This is a genomic window from Nitratireductor sp. GCM10026969, from assembly GCF_042660605.1.
Lineage (GTDB): Bacteria > Pseudomonadota > Alphaproteobacteria > Rhizobiales > Rhizobiaceae > Chelativorans.
The window spans coordinates 1-15,167 of sequence record NZ_JBHSUM010000098.1 but is presented as its reverse complement, the minus strand read 5'-3'; the positions used below and the strand labels follow the sequence as shown (position 1 = coordinate 15,167).

At 65.2% G+C, this 15,167-nt stretch carries 15 protein-coding genes and 1 pseudogene; 2 read left to right on the top strand and 14 right to left on the bottom strand.

All coding sequences use genetic code 11. The annotated features are described in order from the left end of the window. A partial coding sequence (locus ACFP9U_RS17465; protein ID WP_378623401.1) for a helix-turn-helix domain-containing protein occupies positions 1–130 on the bottom strand: 130 nt, incomplete at its 3' end. A gap of 141 nt (positions 131–271) precedes the next feature. Here ACFP9U_RS17465 and ACFP9U_RS17460 point away from each other — a divergent pair. Beyond that, entirely contained in the window at positions 272–1,768 is a 1,497-nt protein-coding gene (locus ACFP9U_RS17460; RefSeq protein WP_378623398.1) for a CoA-acylating methylmalonate-semialdehyde dehydrogenase, read from the top strand. Between the two features lie 177 nt (positions 1,769–1,945). Here ACFP9U_RS17460 and ACFP9U_RS17455 read toward each other — a convergent pair whose 3' ends face one another. From ACFP9U_RS17455 to ccmA, 5 genes are read right to left on the bottom strand one after another with little or no spacing between them, the layout of a single operon-like run. Beyond that, complete coding sequence (locus ACFP9U_RS17455) at positions 1,946–2,524, bottom strand: DsbE family thiol:disulfide interchange protein (RefSeq protein ID WP_378623397.1); 579 nt, start codon at positions 2,522–2,524, stop codon at positions 1,946–1,948. Next, entirely contained in the window at positions 2,521–2,688 is a 168-nt protein-coding gene (ccmD, locus tag ACFP9U_RS17450; RefSeq protein ID WP_378623396.1) for a heme exporter protein CcmD, read from the bottom strand. The genes ACFP9U_RS17455 and ccmD overlap by 4 nt, the downstream gene beginning before the upstream one ends. Then, positions 2,685–3,464 (bottom strand): heme ABC transporter permease, encoded by a 780-nt coding sequence (locus ACFP9U_RS17445; protein ID WP_378623400.1) that lies wholly within the window; start codon positions 3,462–3,464, stop codon positions 2,685–2,687. The genes ccmD and ACFP9U_RS17445 overlap by 4 nt, the downstream gene beginning before the upstream one ends. A gap of 60 nt (positions 3,465–3,524) precedes the next feature. Continuing rightward, positions 3,525–4,187, bottom strand: coding sequence for a heme exporter protein CcmB (gene ccmB / locus ACFP9U_RS17440; protein WP_378623395.1), 663 nt, complete (start codon positions 4,185–4,187; stop codon positions 3,525–3,527). Between the two features lie 42 nt (positions 4,188–4,229). Further along, on the bottom strand, positions 4,230–4,838 hold the full coding sequence (gene ccmA / locus ACFP9U_RS17435) for a heme ABC exporter ATP-binding protein CcmA (protein ID WP_378623399.1): 609 nt from the start codon (positions 4,836–4,838) through the stop codon (positions 4,230–4,232). A gap of 279 nt (positions 4,839–5,117) precedes the next feature. Between ccmA and acnA the strand changes: the two genes are divergently transcribed. After that, the gene (gene acnA, locus ACFP9U_RS17430; RefSeq protein ID WP_378623394.1) at positions 5,118–7,808 is read left to right on the top strand and encodes an aconitate hydratase AcnA; all 2,691 of its coding nucleotides are present in this window, start codon (positions 5,118–5,120) and stop codon (positions 7,806–7,808) included. A 161-nt stretch (positions 7,809–7,969) separates the two neighbouring features. Here acnA and ACFP9U_RS17425 read toward each other — a convergent pair whose 3' ends face one another. The 8 genes and pseudogenes from ACFP9U_RS17425 to ACFP9U_RS17390 all read right to left on the bottom strand — a co-directional run. Continuing rightward, positions 7,970–8,488: a superoxide dismutase family protein gene (locus ACFP9U_RS17425; protein ID WP_378623393.1), complete on the bottom strand. Its 519-nt coding sequence runs from the start codon at positions 8,486–8,488 to the stop codon at positions 7,970–7,972. Positions 8,489–9,147: 659 nt separating this feature from the next. Then, positions 9,148–9,552 (bottom strand): F0F1 ATP synthase subunit epsilon, encoded by a 405-nt coding sequence (locus ACFP9U_RS17420; RefSeq protein ID WP_378623392.1) that lies wholly within the window; start codon positions 9,550–9,552, stop codon positions 9,148–9,150. Positions 9,553–9,672: 120 nt separating this feature from the next. Beyond that, positions 9,673–11,268 (bottom strand): F0F1 ATP synthase subunit beta, encoded by a 1,596-nt coding sequence (gene atpD, locus ACFP9U_RS17415; RefSeq protein WP_378623391.1) that lies wholly within the window; start codon positions 11,266–11,268, stop codon positions 9,673–9,675. Between the two features lie 22 nt (positions 11,269–11,290). Then, positions 11,291–12,163: a F0F1 ATP synthase subunit gamma gene (locus ACFP9U_RS17410; protein ID WP_378623389.1), complete on the bottom strand. Its 873-nt coding sequence runs from the start codon at positions 12,161–12,163 to the stop codon at positions 11,291–11,293. Positions 12,164–12,178: 15 nt separating this feature from the next. Then, entirely contained in the window at positions 12,179–13,708 is a 1,530-nt protein-coding gene (gene atpA / locus ACFP9U_RS17405) for a F0F1 ATP synthase subunit alpha (RefSeq protein ID WP_378623388.1), read from the bottom strand. Continuing rightward, complete coding sequence (locus ACFP9U_RS17400) at positions 13,708–14,268, bottom strand: F0F1 ATP synthase subunit delta (protein WP_322453233.1); 561 nt, start codon at positions 14,266–14,268, stop codon at positions 13,708–13,710. The genes atpA and ACFP9U_RS17400 overlap by 1 nt, the downstream gene beginning before the upstream one ends. A gap of 235 nt (positions 14,269–14,503) precedes the next feature. Further along, a complete protein-coding gene (locus tag ACFP9U_RS17395; protein WP_378623387.1) occupies positions 14,504–14,899 on the bottom strand; it encodes a DUF4345 domain-containing protein in 396 nt (131 codons plus the stop codon). Between the two features lie 85 nt (positions 14,900–14,984). Continuing rightward, positions 14,985–15,167, bottom strand: a pseudogene (locus ACFP9U_RS17390) (primosomal protein N'); the annotation flags it as partial.

Here is a 15,167-nt window from a genome sequence, read left to right as displayed (position 1 = left end):
CGACCGCGGTCTCGAGCGCGGCGATCCGGCGCGAGACGGTCGCATGGTTCAAGCCGAGCCGCCGCGCCCCGCCCAGGATCTGCCCGGTGCGCGCCACGCTCAGAAAGATGCGCACATCGTCCCAGTTCATCGCCGACCCAGTGTCGTGTTTCGCAAAGCCTACTCTATTCGACCTATAATTTCCGCACAACGGATACGCTTTCCCTCGCGTTGCATTCGAGCCCGGCAAGCGGGACAATCAAGGGCAAGGTCAACGAAGGGAGAGCTTCTCATGGAGGAGATCGGTCATTTCATCGGCGGCAAGCGCGTCGCCGGCACGAGCGGGCGCATGCAGGACGTCATGCAGCCCATGGACGGCTCGGTGCGGGCCAAGGTGGCGCTCGCTTCGGCGGCGGAGGTGCGCCAGGCGGTCGAGAACGCCAAGGCGGCCCAACTGAAATGGGGCGCCACCAACCCTCAGCGGCGCGTGCGCGTGCTCATGAAGTTCCTGGAGCTGGTGCACAAGGAGTACGATTCGCTCGCCGAGCTGCTCGCCCGCGAGCACGGCAAGACCATCCCCGATGCCAAGGGCGACATCCAGCGCGGCGTGGAAGTGGTGGAGGTGTGCCTCGGTGCACCGCACATGATGAAGGGCGAATACACCGAAGGCGCAGGCCCGGGGATCGACACCTATTCCATGCGCCAGCCGCTCGGGGTGGTGGCCGGCATCACGCCGTTCAACTTCCCGGCCATGATCCCGCTCTGGAAGATCGCGCCGGCGCTTGCCTGCGGCAACGCCTTCATCCTGAAGCCATCCGAGCGCGACCCGGGCGTGCCCATGCGGATTGCCGAGCTCTTCATCGAGGCCGGCCTGCCGGAGGGCGTGCTGAACGTGGTCAACGGCGACAAGGAAGCCGTCGACGCCATTCTCGACGACCCCGACATCAAGGCGGTGGGCTTTGTCGGCTCGACGCCGATCGCCCAGTACATCTACGGGCGCGCCACGGCCAACGGCAAGCGCGCCCAGTGTTTCGGCGGCGCCAAGAACCACCTCATCATCATGCCCGACGCGGACATGGACCAGACGGTCGATGCGCTGATCGGCGCCGGCTACGGCTCGGCAGGCGAACGCTGCATGGCGGTTTCCGTCGCCGTGCCCGTCGGCAAGGAGACGGCTGATCGGCTGGTGGAGAAGCTCGTGCCGCGGGTGGAAAGCCTGAAAGTCGGCCCCTCCACCGATGCCTCGGCCGATTTCGGCCCGCTGGTGACGAAGGAAGCGCTGGAGCGCGTGAAGGGCTATGTCGATCTCGGTGTGAAGGAAGGCGCCACGCTCGCCGTCGACGGCCGCGGCTTCACGATGCAGGGCTACGAGGACGGCTTCTACATGGGCGGCTGCCTGTTCGACAATGTGACGCCGGACATGCGCATCTACAAGGAAGAGATCTTCGGCCCCGTGCTGTCGGTCGTGCGCGCCAAGAACTATGAGGAAGCGCTGGCGCTGCCGAGCGACCACGAATACGGCAACGGCGTCGCCATCTTCACCCGCGACGGCGACGCCGCGCGCGATTTCGCCGCCCGCGTCGACGTGGGCATGGTGGGCGTCAACGTGCCGATCCCGGTGCCGATCGCCTATTACACCTTCGGCGGCTGGAAGGCCTCCGCCTTCGGCGATCTCAACCAGCACGGCCCCGATGCCTTCCGCTTCTACACCAAGACCAAGACGGTCACCTCGCGCTGGCCGTCCGGCGTCAAGGACGGAGCGGAGTTCGTCATTCCCACGATGCGGTAGGGCGCGATGAAGTGAATTGGAATCGGCCGTGCGTGCCTTTGCCCTCGCCCTTCGACAAGCTCAGGATGAGGGCAAAGGCAGATCGGCCCTCCTGCAAGCTTCGCGAGCAGCGGCGCAAAACCAGCCCTCATGGTGAGCCTGTCGAACCACGAGGGCGGCCGTGCCTTCCCTCGCCCCTCAGGACATTTCCGCCAGCACTTTCTCGATTTCCGGCCCCAGCTCGTTTTTCAAGCTCGCCGGCGAAAAGGGGCCGACATGCTTGTATCGGATCGTGCCGTCGGGACCGACGAGAAAGGTCTCCGGCACGCCGTAAACGCCCCATTCGATAGCCGCGCGGCCGCTTTGGTCCACACCGATCGCATCGAATGGATTGCCGAGTTCGCCGAGGAAGCGGCGGGCGTTTTCCGGCTTGTCCTTGTAGTTGAGTCCGACCAGCCGGATGCGCTCGTCTCCGGCGAGCGCCATCAGGAGCGGATGCTCCTCGCGGCACGGCACGCACCACGACCCCCAGACATTCACCAGCGTGACATTTCCGGAAAAATCCTCCGGCGAGAGGCCTGGCAGGCCGGTCCCCTCGAGCGGGGGCAATGTCGTCTGCGGTGCCGGCTGGCCGATGAGCGCCGAGGGAACCACGGAGGTGTCGCGGCCGGAGAAAAGCTGCGCCAGGAACACCGCCGACAGCGCCAGGAAGGCCAGAAGCGGCAAGATGAGGAGAAGGCGGCGCCCGTTCGGCCCTCTTTCCTGATCGACGCTCACCGTCGCGCCTCCCGGCCGGCTGAACGGCGCCGTATGCCCCGCGCGTCCAGGCCATGAAAGGCGCGTTTCTGCGCCCGCTGGTCAATGAGGATCCAGACGACCAGGCCGGCGATCGCCGAGGCGGAGATGGCGTAGGCCGCCATGACATAGGCGAGATGGCTCATGAGGAACCTCCCTCCATGAGCCGCGCTTCAGCCGCGCGCGCCGACATGCGTTGCATCGCCTTCACGCGTCGCCGCCAGATCTCGGCCCGCATGGCCATCAGATGCAGCGTCAGGAACAAAAGGGTAAAGCCGAGCGCCGAAACGAGCAGCGGCCACAAGAGGCTCGGATGGATCGTCGGCCCGTCGAGGCGGAAGACCGAGGCCGGTTGGTGCAGCGTGTTCCACCAGTCGACGGAGAACTTGATGATGGGAATGTTGATGAAGCCGACCAGCGTGAGGATAGCCGCCGCCCGTGCCGCGCGGCTCTGGTCCTCCAGCGCCCGCGTGAGCGCGATGATGCCGAGATACATCAGGAACAGCACGAAGACGGAGGTCAGCCGCGCGTCCCAAACCCACCATGTGCCCCACATGGGTTTGCCCCAGATGGAGCCGGTGATCAGCGCGAGCGCGGTGAAGGTCGCGCCGATGGGCGCCGCCGCCTTCAGGGAGACGTCGGCCAGCGGATGGCGCCAGACCAGCGTACCGAGGGCGGACAGCGCCATCACCGTGTAGCAGAACATGGCCAGCCACGCGAAGGGCACGTGAATATACATGATGCGTACGGTGATGCCCTGCTGATAATCCTCCGGCGCGGTGAACGCCATGACGAACCCGGCCGCCAGCGCCGCGACGGCCATCCCGCCCAGCCATGGCACGAGCCGGTCGGCGAGCGCCAGGAAGCGCGTCGGATTGGCGAGCGCCGTCAGGCGCGCTGTCACGGTGACGTTCTCATTCATCCCGTCGTAAATAGACCTCACCGGCCCTTCCCGCAATTCTTCCTGTTGCCGCAGGACCGTTCAGTCCGATGTGCGCAGCGCGAGCGCGGCCGCGACCGGCCCGATGACGGCGAAAAACAACGTCAGCGCGGCGAGAATGAGGAAAGGTGGCAGAAACGGATCGGGATCGGCCACCGCCCCGCGGCTCGCCGCCACGCCGAAGATGAGAACGGGAATTGTCAGCGGCAGGATCAGGACGGAGACCAGAAGCCCGCCGCGCGGCAGCGCCACCGTCAGTGCCGCCCCCACCGCGCCGATGAAGGTGATGGCCGGGGTGCCCACCGCCAACGTCAACGCGGCCGCCGCAAGGCCGGAGGCCGGCACGTTCATGAACAGTCCGAGCAGCGGCGCCACCGCCACCAGCGGCAGCACGTTCGCCGTCCAGTGCGCAAGGCACTTCACGAAGACGGTCGCCGCCAGCATGTGCCGGTCCTCGGCCATGACGAGCAGATCAAGCGCTCCGTCCTCCCGATCTGCCTGGAACAGACGCTCGAGCCCGAGAAGGCTGGCAAGCAGCGCGCCGATCCACAAAACGGCCGGTCCGATGCGCGCGAGCAGGTTGAGGTCCGGCCCGACGCCGAAGGGAATGACGGCGACGACCGCGAGGAAAAAAAGCACGCCCGTCAGCGCCCCGCCCCCGGCGCGCACGCCAAGCCGCACCTCGCGGAGATAAAGGGCGAGCATCAGGGTGCGCTCCCGTTGTAAGAGACGCAAGCCGTCAAGATTTCATCCCCGCACTCCCATCGGCAATTCCGCTGCTCCCTCCAGCCCCAGCGGCAGGTGTGTGGCGGCGACAATGATGCCACCCGCGCGCAGATGCGCATGCATCAGTTCGGCAAACCGCGCTTCGGATGCCCGGTCGAGGCCCGCGGTCGGCTCGTCCAGAAGCCAGATGGGACGGTGCGTGGCGAGCAGCCGGGCAATGGCGGCGCGGCGCCGCTGGCCGGTGGAAAGATAGCCGAAGGGCAGATGCCCGATATCCAGGAGCCCCACCGTCTCCAGAGCCTCCTCGACCGTCGCCTTTCCCGCACCGAGGAAGCGGCGCCAGAAGTCCAGGTTCTCCTCCACCGTCAGTGTGTTCTTCATCGCGTTGAGATGGCCGAGATAATGGGCAGCGGCGGGCAGGTCGGGCCATTCCGTCCCGCCGCCCGCGAGGGAGACATGCCCCTCCACGGGTCGCAGCAATCCGGCCAGGACGCGCAGCAGGGTCGACTTGCCGGCCCCGTTCGGCCCCGTGACGATAAGCGCCCGTCCCCCTTCCACCGTGAAGGACAGGCCGGAGAAGATGCGCTCCCCCCCGCGCTCGCCGCTCAGATCTTCGGCGGCAAGCCGCATGTTTTTCTGTCCGACGGGCAATGCGCTTTCCTGAAACCTGTTGGAGAACTGTTTTGCGAAAACTCGCTATGGAACTCTCATACGAAATTCTCTATACCCCGGACAACCACGCCAGCGGTCGGCGTGTCAGACTTTGTGCCGATGCCCGCGCGCGCGCCGCCTTGACCGGCCGGGACGCAGGGGAGCGGACACGCGGAAATGACCGTACCCGCACCTACGCGCCTGTCGCCTCAGGAGTCCGTTCCCGTTTCGGATGAACAGACCAGGATAGGATCGCCCGTGTCAAATTCCCTCGACAGTTTCAATTGCCGCCGTACCCTCGAAGTGGGGGACAAGGAATATGTCTATTTCGATCTGAAGGAAGCGGAGAAGAACGGCCTTTCCGGCATCTCCAGGCTGCCCTTCTCAATGAAGGTGCTGCTCGAAAACCTGCTGCGCAAGGAGGACGGGCGCTCGGTCACCAAGGAGAGCATCCAGGCGGTGGCGAGTTGGCTGGAGGACAAGGGCACGGCGGGCGTGGAGATCGCCTATTCGCCGGCCCGCGTGCTCATGCAGGACTTCACCGGCGTTCCGGCGGTCGTCGACCTGGCCGCCATGCGCGACGCGATGGCAGCGCTCGGCGGCGACCCGGAGAAGATCAACCCGCTGGTGCCCGTCGACCTCGTCATCGACCACTCGGTGATCGTCGACGAGTTCGGCTCGCCGATGGCCTTCAAGCGCAATGTCGAGCTGGAATACAAGCGCAACGGCGAGCGCTACCGTTTCCTGAAGTGGGGCCAGCAGGCCTTCAAGAACTTCCGCGTCGTGCCCCCAGGCACCGGCATCTGCCACCAGGTGAACCTCGAATATCTGGGCCAGGTCGTCTGGAGCAAGGACGAGGACGGCGCGACGGTCGCCTATCCGGACACCTGCGTGGGCACCGATTCGCACACCACCATGATCAACGGGCTCGGCGTGCTCGCCTGGGGCGTGGGCGGCATCGAGGCCGAGGCCGCCATGCTCGGCCAGCCCGTCTCCATGCTCCTGCCCGAGGTCATCGGCTTCAAGCTGACCGGCAAGCTGGGTGAGGGCGTGACGGCTACCGACCTCGTGCTCACCGTCACGCAGATGCTGCGCCAGAAGGGCGTGGTCGGCAAGTTCGTCGAGTTCTACGGCCCCGGCCTCGATTCGATGACGCTGGCCGACCGGGCGACCATCGGCAACATGTCGCCGGAATACGGCGCCACCTGCGGCTTCTTCCCCGTCGACGGAGAGACCGTGAACTACCTCACCACCTCCGGCCGCACGGAAGAGCGCATCGCCCTGGTCGAAGCCTATGCCAAGGCGCAGGGCATGTGGCGGGAATCGGACGCGCCGGAGCCGGTCTTCACCGACACGCTGGCGCTCGACCTCGGCGACGTCGTGCCGTCCATGGCCGGACCGAAGCGGCCCGAGGGCCGCATTCCGCTCGGCAGCATCGCCTCGGGCTTCGAGGAGGCGCTTGCGAAGGAGTACAAGAAGACCGTCGACACCGATAAGCGCTATCCGGTCGAGGGCGAGGACTTTAACATCGGCCACGGCGACGTGGCGATCGCCGCCATCACCTCCTGCACCAACACCTCCAACCCGAGCGTGCTGATCGCCGCCGGCCTGCTCGCCCGCAACGCAAACCGCCTCGGCCTCAAGCAGAAGCCCTGGGTGAAGACCTCGCTGGCGCCGGGCAGCCAGGTGGTTGCCGAGTATCTGGAAAGGGCCGGCCTGCAGAAGGAGCTCGACCAGCTCGGCTTCAACCTGGTCGGCTTCGGCTGCACCACCTGCATCGGCAATTCCGGTCCGCTGCCCGAGCCGATCTCCAAGACCATCAACGACAAGGGCCTGATCGTCGCCTCGGTGCTTTCGGGCAACCGCAACTTCGAGGGCCGCGTCTCTCCGGACGTGCAGGCGAACTATCTCGCCTCGCCACCGCTGGTGGTTGCCTATGCGCTGGCCGGCTCCGTGACCATGGATCTCACCAGCGAGCCGCTGGGCGAGGACAAGGACGGCAAGCCCGTCTATCTGAAGGACGTCTGGCCCTCCAATCACGAGGTGCAGGAGTTCATCCAGAAGAACGTCACGCGCGAGCTCTTCGCCTCCAAATACGCCGACGTCTTCAAGGGCGACGCGCTGTGGCAGGAGGTCAAGGCACCGTCCGGCCAGACCTATGCATGGGATGGCGGGTCGACCTATGTGCAGAACCCGCCCTATTTCGAGGGCATGGGACCGACGCCGAAGCCTGCCGGCGACATCAAGGGCGCGCGCGTCCTCGGCCTTTTCGGCGACAAGATCACCACCGACCACATCTCGCCGGCCGGCTCCATCAAGGCGGCCTCGCCCGCCGGCAAGTACCTGATGGACCACGGGGTGGGCGCCGCCGACTTCAACCAGTACGGAACGCGGCGCGGCAATCACGAGGTCATGATGCGCGGCACCTTCGCCAATATCCGCATCCGCAACCATATGCTGGGCGAGAACGGCAGCGAGGGCGGCTACACGATCCACTATCCCTCCAAGGAGGAGATGTCGATCTACGACGCCGCCATGCGCTACCGCCAGGAAGGCGTGCCGCTGGTGGTCTTCGCCGGCGTGGAATACGGCAACGGCTCCTCCCGTGACTGGGCGGCCAAGGGCACCAACCTCCTCGGCGTGCGCGCCGTCATCGCCCGCTCCTTCGAGCGCATCCACCGTTCAAACCTCGTCGGCATGGGCGTCATCCCTTTCGTCTTTGCCGAGGACACGAGCTGGCAGGAACTGGGGCTGAAGGGCGACGAGACCGTGACCATCGAGGGCCTCGACGACATCAGGCCGCGTGTGACCCTGACGGCCGAGATCACCTATGCCGACGGAACGGTGAAGGATGTCCCGGTGCTCTGCCGCATCGATACGGAGGACGAGCTGGAATACTTCAAGAACGGCGGCATCCTGCCCTATGTCCTGCGCGACCTTGCCGCCTGATCGCCGCTTGATGGGCAATGCGGCGAAGGTCGATCACCCATAGCGAGGACCGTCATCCCGGAACCCTGAGCGATAGCGCAGGCTGTCCGGGATGACGCGCGAGGTGGCAGGATAGCGGATCCTCTGCCTGCCAAGTACTCCTCACCTGACGCATCTGGCGTTTACTGGATCACCCCACAGGCAATGCGGTCGCCCGATTCACCGGAAGGCTGGCTGCTGTAGTCATCCGCTCCGGAATGCAGGACAACGGCCGAGCCGTCTTCATCCTGCAGCGGGTTCTCCCCGTCTTCACCGATGGAAACCCGGTCCGTGAAGAATTCGACCTTCAGAACCCCGTTCTCCCCGACATGCACATTGGGCAGGTCACCGGGATGCGGCCCGTTCTCGCTCAGAACACCGTGCTCCATGTCGCCGGCATAATGACCGCCAGCCGATTCGAAATTGTTCTCGGTGCTGCATTCACCCGTCTCATGGATATGGAAACCGTGCGGGCCCGGCGGCAGGTCCGTCATCTCCACCACGATGTGCACCATGCCGGAGCGCGTGGCGTTGAACGTCACCGTCCCCACCGCGCTCTCTTCGGTGTTGATCATATTGGCGGAAAGGCTCTCCGCCTCCTGTGCGTGTGCTGCCGTGAGCGGCAGCAACGCGGCCAGCATCGCCGTAACCGTTGCTCGCATGAAAATTCTCCTGTCTCGCGTGGTCTCTGCTACGCGGCGAACGGACGGCACGGCTTTTTGTTTCATCGCGGGGGCCGGCGATCGGCCCTACAGCCGCTCGCCGGAGGGGTCTTTCATCGAACGAAGCGGCCAGGGCGGCATGGTTTCCAGAAAGGCCTCGAGGTCCCTCTCCTCAGCCGCCTGCCGCAGGAAAGCTCGGCGCTCCCGACTGATCAAGGGGTCAAGATGGCTCGTGTCGCGTGGACCGACTTCTTCCAGGAAAACCGGCGTCGTCAGATGATGGAGGTAATATGCGACGTCTGGACTGAGTTCGACATGATCCGACAGTTCATCGGGCCAGAAGCAACGTATTGACGGGCCCCTCGATGGCTGATTGCGCGTAAAAAAAAACGCCCCTCGATCAACCCAACCAGCTTCTCCTCGAACGCATTGGCGGCCCGGCGCGAGAAACGGCCGCAGAAGTAGAGATCGGTGGGAACCGTCGGAAGTTCGATAAGCTTGTCGACCGCTGCGGCCGATAGGCATTGCGTGAGAGGCCTAAGCGATCCGAGTTCAGATTGGCCAAACCTCGCGAGCAACAGCAATGGCTTACGCAAAGCTTGGGCGAGAATGGCCGTGAAATGACCGCGCTTGAATGCGTCGGCTAACCGGCCGCTCCGTCACGCCGGCAGGATGGCGCCTTCCAGCGTTGTCAGCTGGTCCAGAAATTCCTCGGCCCGCGTGCGGGTCTCGTGATCTTCGGCATCCTGAACGTCCTCGCGCGCCTCCTGAATGCGGCGGGCGAGATCCTCGCGGTTGAGTTCGTTCACATGCACCGCCGACTCGGCAAGGAGCGTGCAGCCTTCCGGCAGGACGTCGGCAAAGCCGCCGAAGACGACGTAGCGGTCTTCCCTGCCGCCGTGGGAAATGGCGATGACCCCCGGTCTGATGTTGGTCATGGTCGGCGCATGGTTGGCCAGCACCGTCATCTCGCCCTCGGTGCCTGGTATAACCACCTGATCGACGTCCTGCGAAAACAGGAGCCGTTCGGGCGAGACCAGATCGAACTTGAATGCTTCTGCCATATGCAACCCAGTGAACAGCGAATGGTGAATAGTGAATGGCCGGAAAGACCGGCCGTCACCAAGCCACGATTCCCTATCCGCTACTCCCTATTCACCATTACGATTGACCGTCGGCCCAAATCACGCCGCTTCCGCCGCCAGGCGCTCGGCCTTCTCGACCGCGTCCTCGATCGTGCCGACCATGTAGAACGCCGCCTCCGGCAGGTGGTCGTACTCACCGGCGACCAGGCCCTTGAAGCCCTTGATCGTGTCGGCGAGATCGACCAGCTTGCCCGGCGAGCCGGTGAACACCTCGGCCACGAAGAAGGGCTGCGACAGGAAGCGCTCGATCTTGCGGGCGCGGGCCACCGTCAGCTTGTCCTCTTCGGAAAGCTCGTCCATGCCCAGGATGGCGATGATGTCCTGCAGCGACTTGTAGCGCTGCAGCGTCTGCTGCACGTCCCGCGCCACCTGGTAGTGCTCCTCACCGACGATCATCGGGTCGAGCATGCGCGAGGTGGAGTCGAGCGGGTCCACGGCCGGGTAGATGCCCTTCTCGGAGATGGCGCGGTTGAGCACCGTCGTCGCATCCAGGTGGGCGAAGGAGGTGGCCGGCGCCGGGTCGGTCAGGTCGTCGGCCGGCACGTAGATGGCCTGCACCGAGGTGATCGAGCCGGTGGTGGTCGTCGTGATGCGCTCCTGCAGGGCGCCCATGTCGGTGGCGAGCGTCGGCTGGTAGCCCACGGCCGAGGGAATGCGGCCGAGCAGCGCCGACACTTCCGAGCCCGCCTGGGTGAAGCGGAAGATGTTGTCGACGAAGAACAGCACGTCCTGGCCCTGGTCGCGGAAATATTCGGCGACCGTGAGACCCGTCAGGCCGACGCGGGCGCGGGCGCCGGGCGGCTCGTTCATCTGGCCATAGACGAGCGCGGCCTTGGATCCCTCGCCGCCGCCGGCCTTGTTCACGCCCGATTCGATGAACTCGTGATAAAGGTCGTTGCCCTCGCGGGTGCGCTCGCCGACACCGGCGAACACCGAGTAGCCGCCGTGGGCCTTGGCGACGTTGTTGATCAGCTCCTGGATGAGCACCGTCTTGCCCACGCCGGCGCCGCCGAACAGGCCGATCTTGCCGCCCTTGGCGTAGGGCGCGAGCAGGTCGAGCACCTTGATGCCCGTGACGAGAATCTCGGACTCCGTCGACTGCTCCACATAGGTGGGCGCGGGCTGGTGGATGCCGCGCATCTCCGTCGCCGTGATCGGCCCGGCCTCGTCCGTCGGTTCGCCGATCACGTTGATGATGCGGCCGAGCATTTCCGGCCCGACGGGAACCGAGATCGGTGCGCCCGTGTCGGTGACCTCCTGGCCGCGGACGAGCCCTTCCGTGCCGTCCATGGCGATGCAGCGCACCGTGTTTTCGCCGAGGTGCTGCGCAACCTCAAGCACCAGCCGGTTGCCGTGATTATCGGTCTCCAGCGCGTTCAGGATGGCGGGCAGATGATCCTCCTCGAAGCGCACGTCGACGACGGCGCCGATCACCTGCCGGACGGTCCCAACGGCACCGCTCGACTTGGCACGGGTCGCGGGCGTGGAGGTGGTCGCACTTGCCTTGGCGGCGCCTCTTCTGGTCGGCTTCACGGCCGGCTTGGACGCGGCTGTGGTCCTGGCGGCACCTTTGCTCGCCGCGGTGGTCTTGGCCGTACCTGCCGAGGCCCTCTTGGGGGTCGCTGCTTTAGCCATTCTTCTACCCTTCTTCAGTCCGTTAAAGCGCCTCGGCGCCCGAAATGATCTCGATCAGTTCCTTGGTGATCTGCGCCTGACGCTGACGGTTGTAGGTGATCGACAACTTGTCGATCATCTCACCGGCATTGCGTGTCGCGTTGTCCATGGCGGTCATCCTCGCCCCCATCTCGCCGGCGGCATTCTCGAGCAGCGCCCGGAAGATCTGCACCGCGATGTTGCGGGGAATGAGATCGGCCAGGATGGAAGCGGCATCCGGCTCGTACTCGTAGTGCGCGCCCGTATCCGCGCTCTGCGATTCCGGGACGGCCGCCGGGATGATCTGCTGTGCGGTCGGAATCTGGCTGATGACCGACTTGAACTGCGAGTAGAACAGCGTGCAGACGTCGAAGCCACCTTCCTGGAAGAGTCCGATCACCCGCTTGGCGATCTCGTTGGCGTTGCCGAAGCCGATCTGCTTGACCTCGCGCAGGTCGATCCTGTCGATGATGAGCTGGCTGTATTCCCGGCGCAGGATGTCGTAGCCCTTCTTGCCGACGCACAGGATCTTCACCTGCTTGCCGTCGGCGAGAAGCTTGCGCACATGCTCGCGTGCGAGCCGCGCGATCTGGCTGTTGAAGCCGCCGCACAGCCCGCGCTCGGCGGTGCACACGATCAGAAGGTGCGTGTCCTCCTTGCCCGTGCCGGCCATCAGCGGCGGCGCATCGCTACCCGACACCGAACCGGCGACATTGGCGAGCACGTCGTCCATGCGCTCGGCATAGGGCCGGGCGGCCTCGGCCGCGTCCTGCGCGCGGCGCAGTCTCGCCGCGGCGACCATCTGCATCGCCTTGGTGATCTTCTGCGTCGACTTGACGGAAGCGATCCGGTTGCGGAGGTCCTTGAGCGAAGGCATGCGCGATCAGCCCTCTTAAGCGAAGTTCTTGGCGAAAGCGTCGATCTCGGCCTTGAGATTGCCGCGCAGCTCGTCCGAAAGCGCCTTCTCCTTGCGGATCGCCTCAAGCACCTCCTTGCCTTCCGAGCGCATGTGCGACAGGAGGCCTTCCTCGAAACGCGTCACATCGTCGAGCGCCAGCTTGTCGAGATAACCCTGCACGCCGGCAAAGATCACCGCCACCTGCTCCTCGGTCTTGAGCGGCGAGAACTGCGGCTGCTTCAAAAGCTCCGTCAGGCGGGCGCCGCGGTTGAGCAGGCGCTGCGTGGCGGCATCGAGGTCGGAGCCGAACTGGGCGAAGGCGGCCATCTCGCGGTACTGCGCCAGCTCGCCCTTGATGGAGCCGGCCACCTGCTTCATGGCCTTGACCTGTGCGGCCGAACCCACGCGGGAGACCGAGAGGCCCACATTCACCGCCGGACGGATGCCCTGGAAGAACAGGTTCGTCTCGAGGAAGATCTGACCGTCGGTGATGGAAATCACATTGGTCGGGATATAGGCCGAAACGTCGTTGGCCTGTGTCTCGATGATCGGCAGCGCCGTCAACGAGCCCGCGCCGTTGTCCTCGTTCATCTTGGCCGCGCGCTCCAGAAGGCGCGAATGCAGGTAGAACACGTCACCCGGGTAGGCCTCGCGGCCGGGCGGACGGCGCAGGAGCAGCGACATCTGGCGGTAGGCGACGGCCTGCTTGGACAGATCGTCATAGCCGATCACGGCATGCTTGCCGTTGTCGCGGAAATACTCGCCCATGGCACACCCGGCAAACGGCGCCAGGAACTGCAGGGGTGCGGGGTCCGAGGCCGTGGCGGCAACGATGATGGAGTATTCGAGCGCGCCGCGCTCCTCCAGCACCTTCACGAACTGGGCCACCGTCGAGCGCTTCTGGCCGACGGCTACATAGACGCAGTAGAGCTTCTGGCTCTCGTCGTCGCCCTCGTTGAGCGGCTTCTGGTTGAGGAAAGTGTCGAGCACGATGGCGGTCTTGCCGGTCTGGCGGTCGCCGATGATCAGCTCGCGCTGGCCGCGGCCGATCGGTATCAGGGCGTCGATGGCCTTGAGCCCCGTCGCCATCGGCTCATGCACGGATTTGCGCGGGATGATGCCCGGCGCCTTCACGTCGACGCGGCGGCGCTCGACGCCCTTGATCGGGCCCTTGCCGTCGATCGGATTGCCGAGCGGGTCGACGACGCGGCCGAGCAGATCCGGTCCCACCGGCACGTCGACGATGGCGCCGGTGCGCTTGACGGTGTCGCCTTCCTTGATGTCGCGGTCGGAGCCGAAGATCACGACGCCGACATTATCGACCTCGAGGTTCAGCGCCATGCCCTTGATGCCGCCGGGGAATTCGACCAGCTCGCCGGCCTGGCAATTGTCGAGGCCGTAAACGCGGGCGATGCCGTCACCGACGGAAAGCACCTGGCCGACCTCGGAGACCTCGGCCTCCTTGCCGAAATTCTTGATCTGGTCCTTGAGAATTGCGGAAATTTCCGCCGCGCGGATATCCATCAGCCGACCTCTTTCAGTGCAAGCTTGAGCGAATTGAGTTTGGTTTTGAGCGACGTGTCGATCTGGCGCGAGCCGAGCTTAACGACGATGCCGCCGAGCAGCGAGGGATCGACGGTCAGCTTCACCGCCACGTCCTTGCCGGCAACCTCCTTGAGGCTTTCTTGCAACTCCCGCTCCTGAGCGGCGGTCAGCGCATGAGCGGAGGTCACCTCCGCAGCCACCTCGCCGCGCGCGTCCGCGGCAATCTCGCGGAAGGCGCGAATCATCTGCGGTACGGCAAAAAGGCGTCGGTTTCTCGCCACGACACGAAGAAAATTGCCGGTCAGCCCACCGATCTCCGCCTTGTCCAGGACGGCGCCGAGGGCCCTGAACTGATCGTCGGCTGAAAAGGCCGGGCTCCTGACCAGCCGCTGGAGATCCTCGCTCTCCTCGAGCAACGCCTCAAAACGGGCAAGATCGCTCTCCACGGAGGCAACGGCGTTCGATTCCTGGGCCAGTTCGAACAGCGACCGCGCGTAGCGCCCTGCCACTCCGGAGATCATCGAGCCAGATTCTGCCACGGGATGGTCTCTTCTCTTGAGCTTGGGTCGAGAGATCCGATGCTGGAGCGCGAAGACTCGGGCTAAATCTCTGACCTTGTTGATAGTTATTCAACACAGGCGAACGGGCGCCGCCGTCCCCCGGCCGAAAGCCGAATGCCGTCTAGCACAGGCCCGCGGGACTCGCAACACGCGGGCCCCCGGGATTTACGGCCCCTTTGTCGCATCCCCCGCCCAAACAACCGGACCCAGGATATCAGGGCACGAATCCGAGCGCGAAGGCGAGCGGCAGCGCCGCCAATACGAGCATGAGAACAAGCCCGAGCCAGTTGCGCAGGGTGCTGCCGCGGTCGGACATCATGGAGACGAGACAGCCGAAGGCAGCAAACGCCCAGGAAAGCCCCAGCGTCAAGTAGATGAGCGGCTGGGCAAAAAGGATCGCCGAAAGCCCCACGCCGATATAGAAGCCGCCGAGCTGCGCCCGGGACGCCATAAGAGGGTCCGGGCGCCCCTCCATCGTCGCCAGCCGCAGCGCGCGCAAGGTCAGCCGCGGCGCGAACATGGCGACAAAGCCGAGGAGGATGGTGAAAGCAGCCGCCCCCCAGGCGAGCCACTCGCCCTGGCTATAGGGCCAGGGAAACGCGAAGTTCATCTGCAACATCTCCGAGCGCAAGTTGAGGCCCAGCCTAATACCCCGTCTGGGCCTTCTCTGTCAGCGGACGAATAAGATGAATTCTTTAAAGAAAGCTCTGCGGATCGATATCCACCTGCACGCGCACCGATCCCCGCGGCTTCGGCGCGGCCTCCAAGAGCGTCCGCAAATATGCCTGAATGTCGGCACGCCGCGTGCCGTGCACCAGCAGGCGGAAGCGGTGCCGGCCGGCGACTAGCGCCAGCGGCGCCTCGGCGGGGCCGAGGAC

Coding starts and splice junctions, on each gene's coding strand:
- ACFP9U_RS17460 (WP_378623398.1), top strand. CDS start 272: ATGGAGGAGATCGGTCATTTCATCGGCGGCAAGCGCGTCGCCGGCACG.
- ccmD (WP_378623396.1), bottom strand. CDS start 2,688: ATGAGCCATCTCGCCTATGTCATGGCGGCCTACGCCATCTCCGCCTCG.
- ACFP9U_RS17445 (WP_378623400.1), bottom strand. CDS start 3,464: ATGAATGAGAACGTCACCGTGACAGCGCGCCTGACGGCGCTCGCCAAT.
- ccmB (WP_378623395.1), bottom strand. CDS start 4,187: ATGCTCGCCCTTTATCTCCGCGAGGTGCGGCTTGGCGTGCGCGCCGGG.
- ccmA (WP_378623399.1), bottom strand. CDS start 4,838: ATGCGGCTTGCCGCCGAAGATCTGAGCGGCGAGCGCGGGGGGGAGCGC.
- ACFP9U_RS17425 (WP_378623393.1), bottom strand. CDS start 8,488: ATGCGAGCAACGGTTACGGCGATGCTGGCCGCGTTGCTGCCGCTCACG.
- ACFP9U_RS17420 (WP_378623392.1), bottom strand. CDS start 9,552: ATGGCAGAAGCATTCAAGTTCGATCTGGTCTCGCCCGAACGGCTCCTG.
- atpD (WP_378623391.1), bottom strand. CDS start 11,268: ATGGCTAAAGCAGCGACCCCCAAGAGGGCCTCGGCAGGTACGGCCAAG.
- ACFP9U_RS17410 (WP_378623389.1), bottom strand. CDS start 12,163: ATGCCTTCGCTCAAGGACCTCCGCAACCGGATCGCTTCCGTCAAGTCG.
- atpA (WP_378623388.1), bottom strand. CDS start 13,708: ATGGATATCCGCGCGGCGGAAATTTCCGCAATTCTCAAGGACCAGATC.
- ACFP9U_RS17395 (WP_378623387.1), bottom strand. CDS start 14,899: ATGAACTTCGCGTTTCCCTGGCCCTATAGCCAGGGCGAGTGGCTCGCC.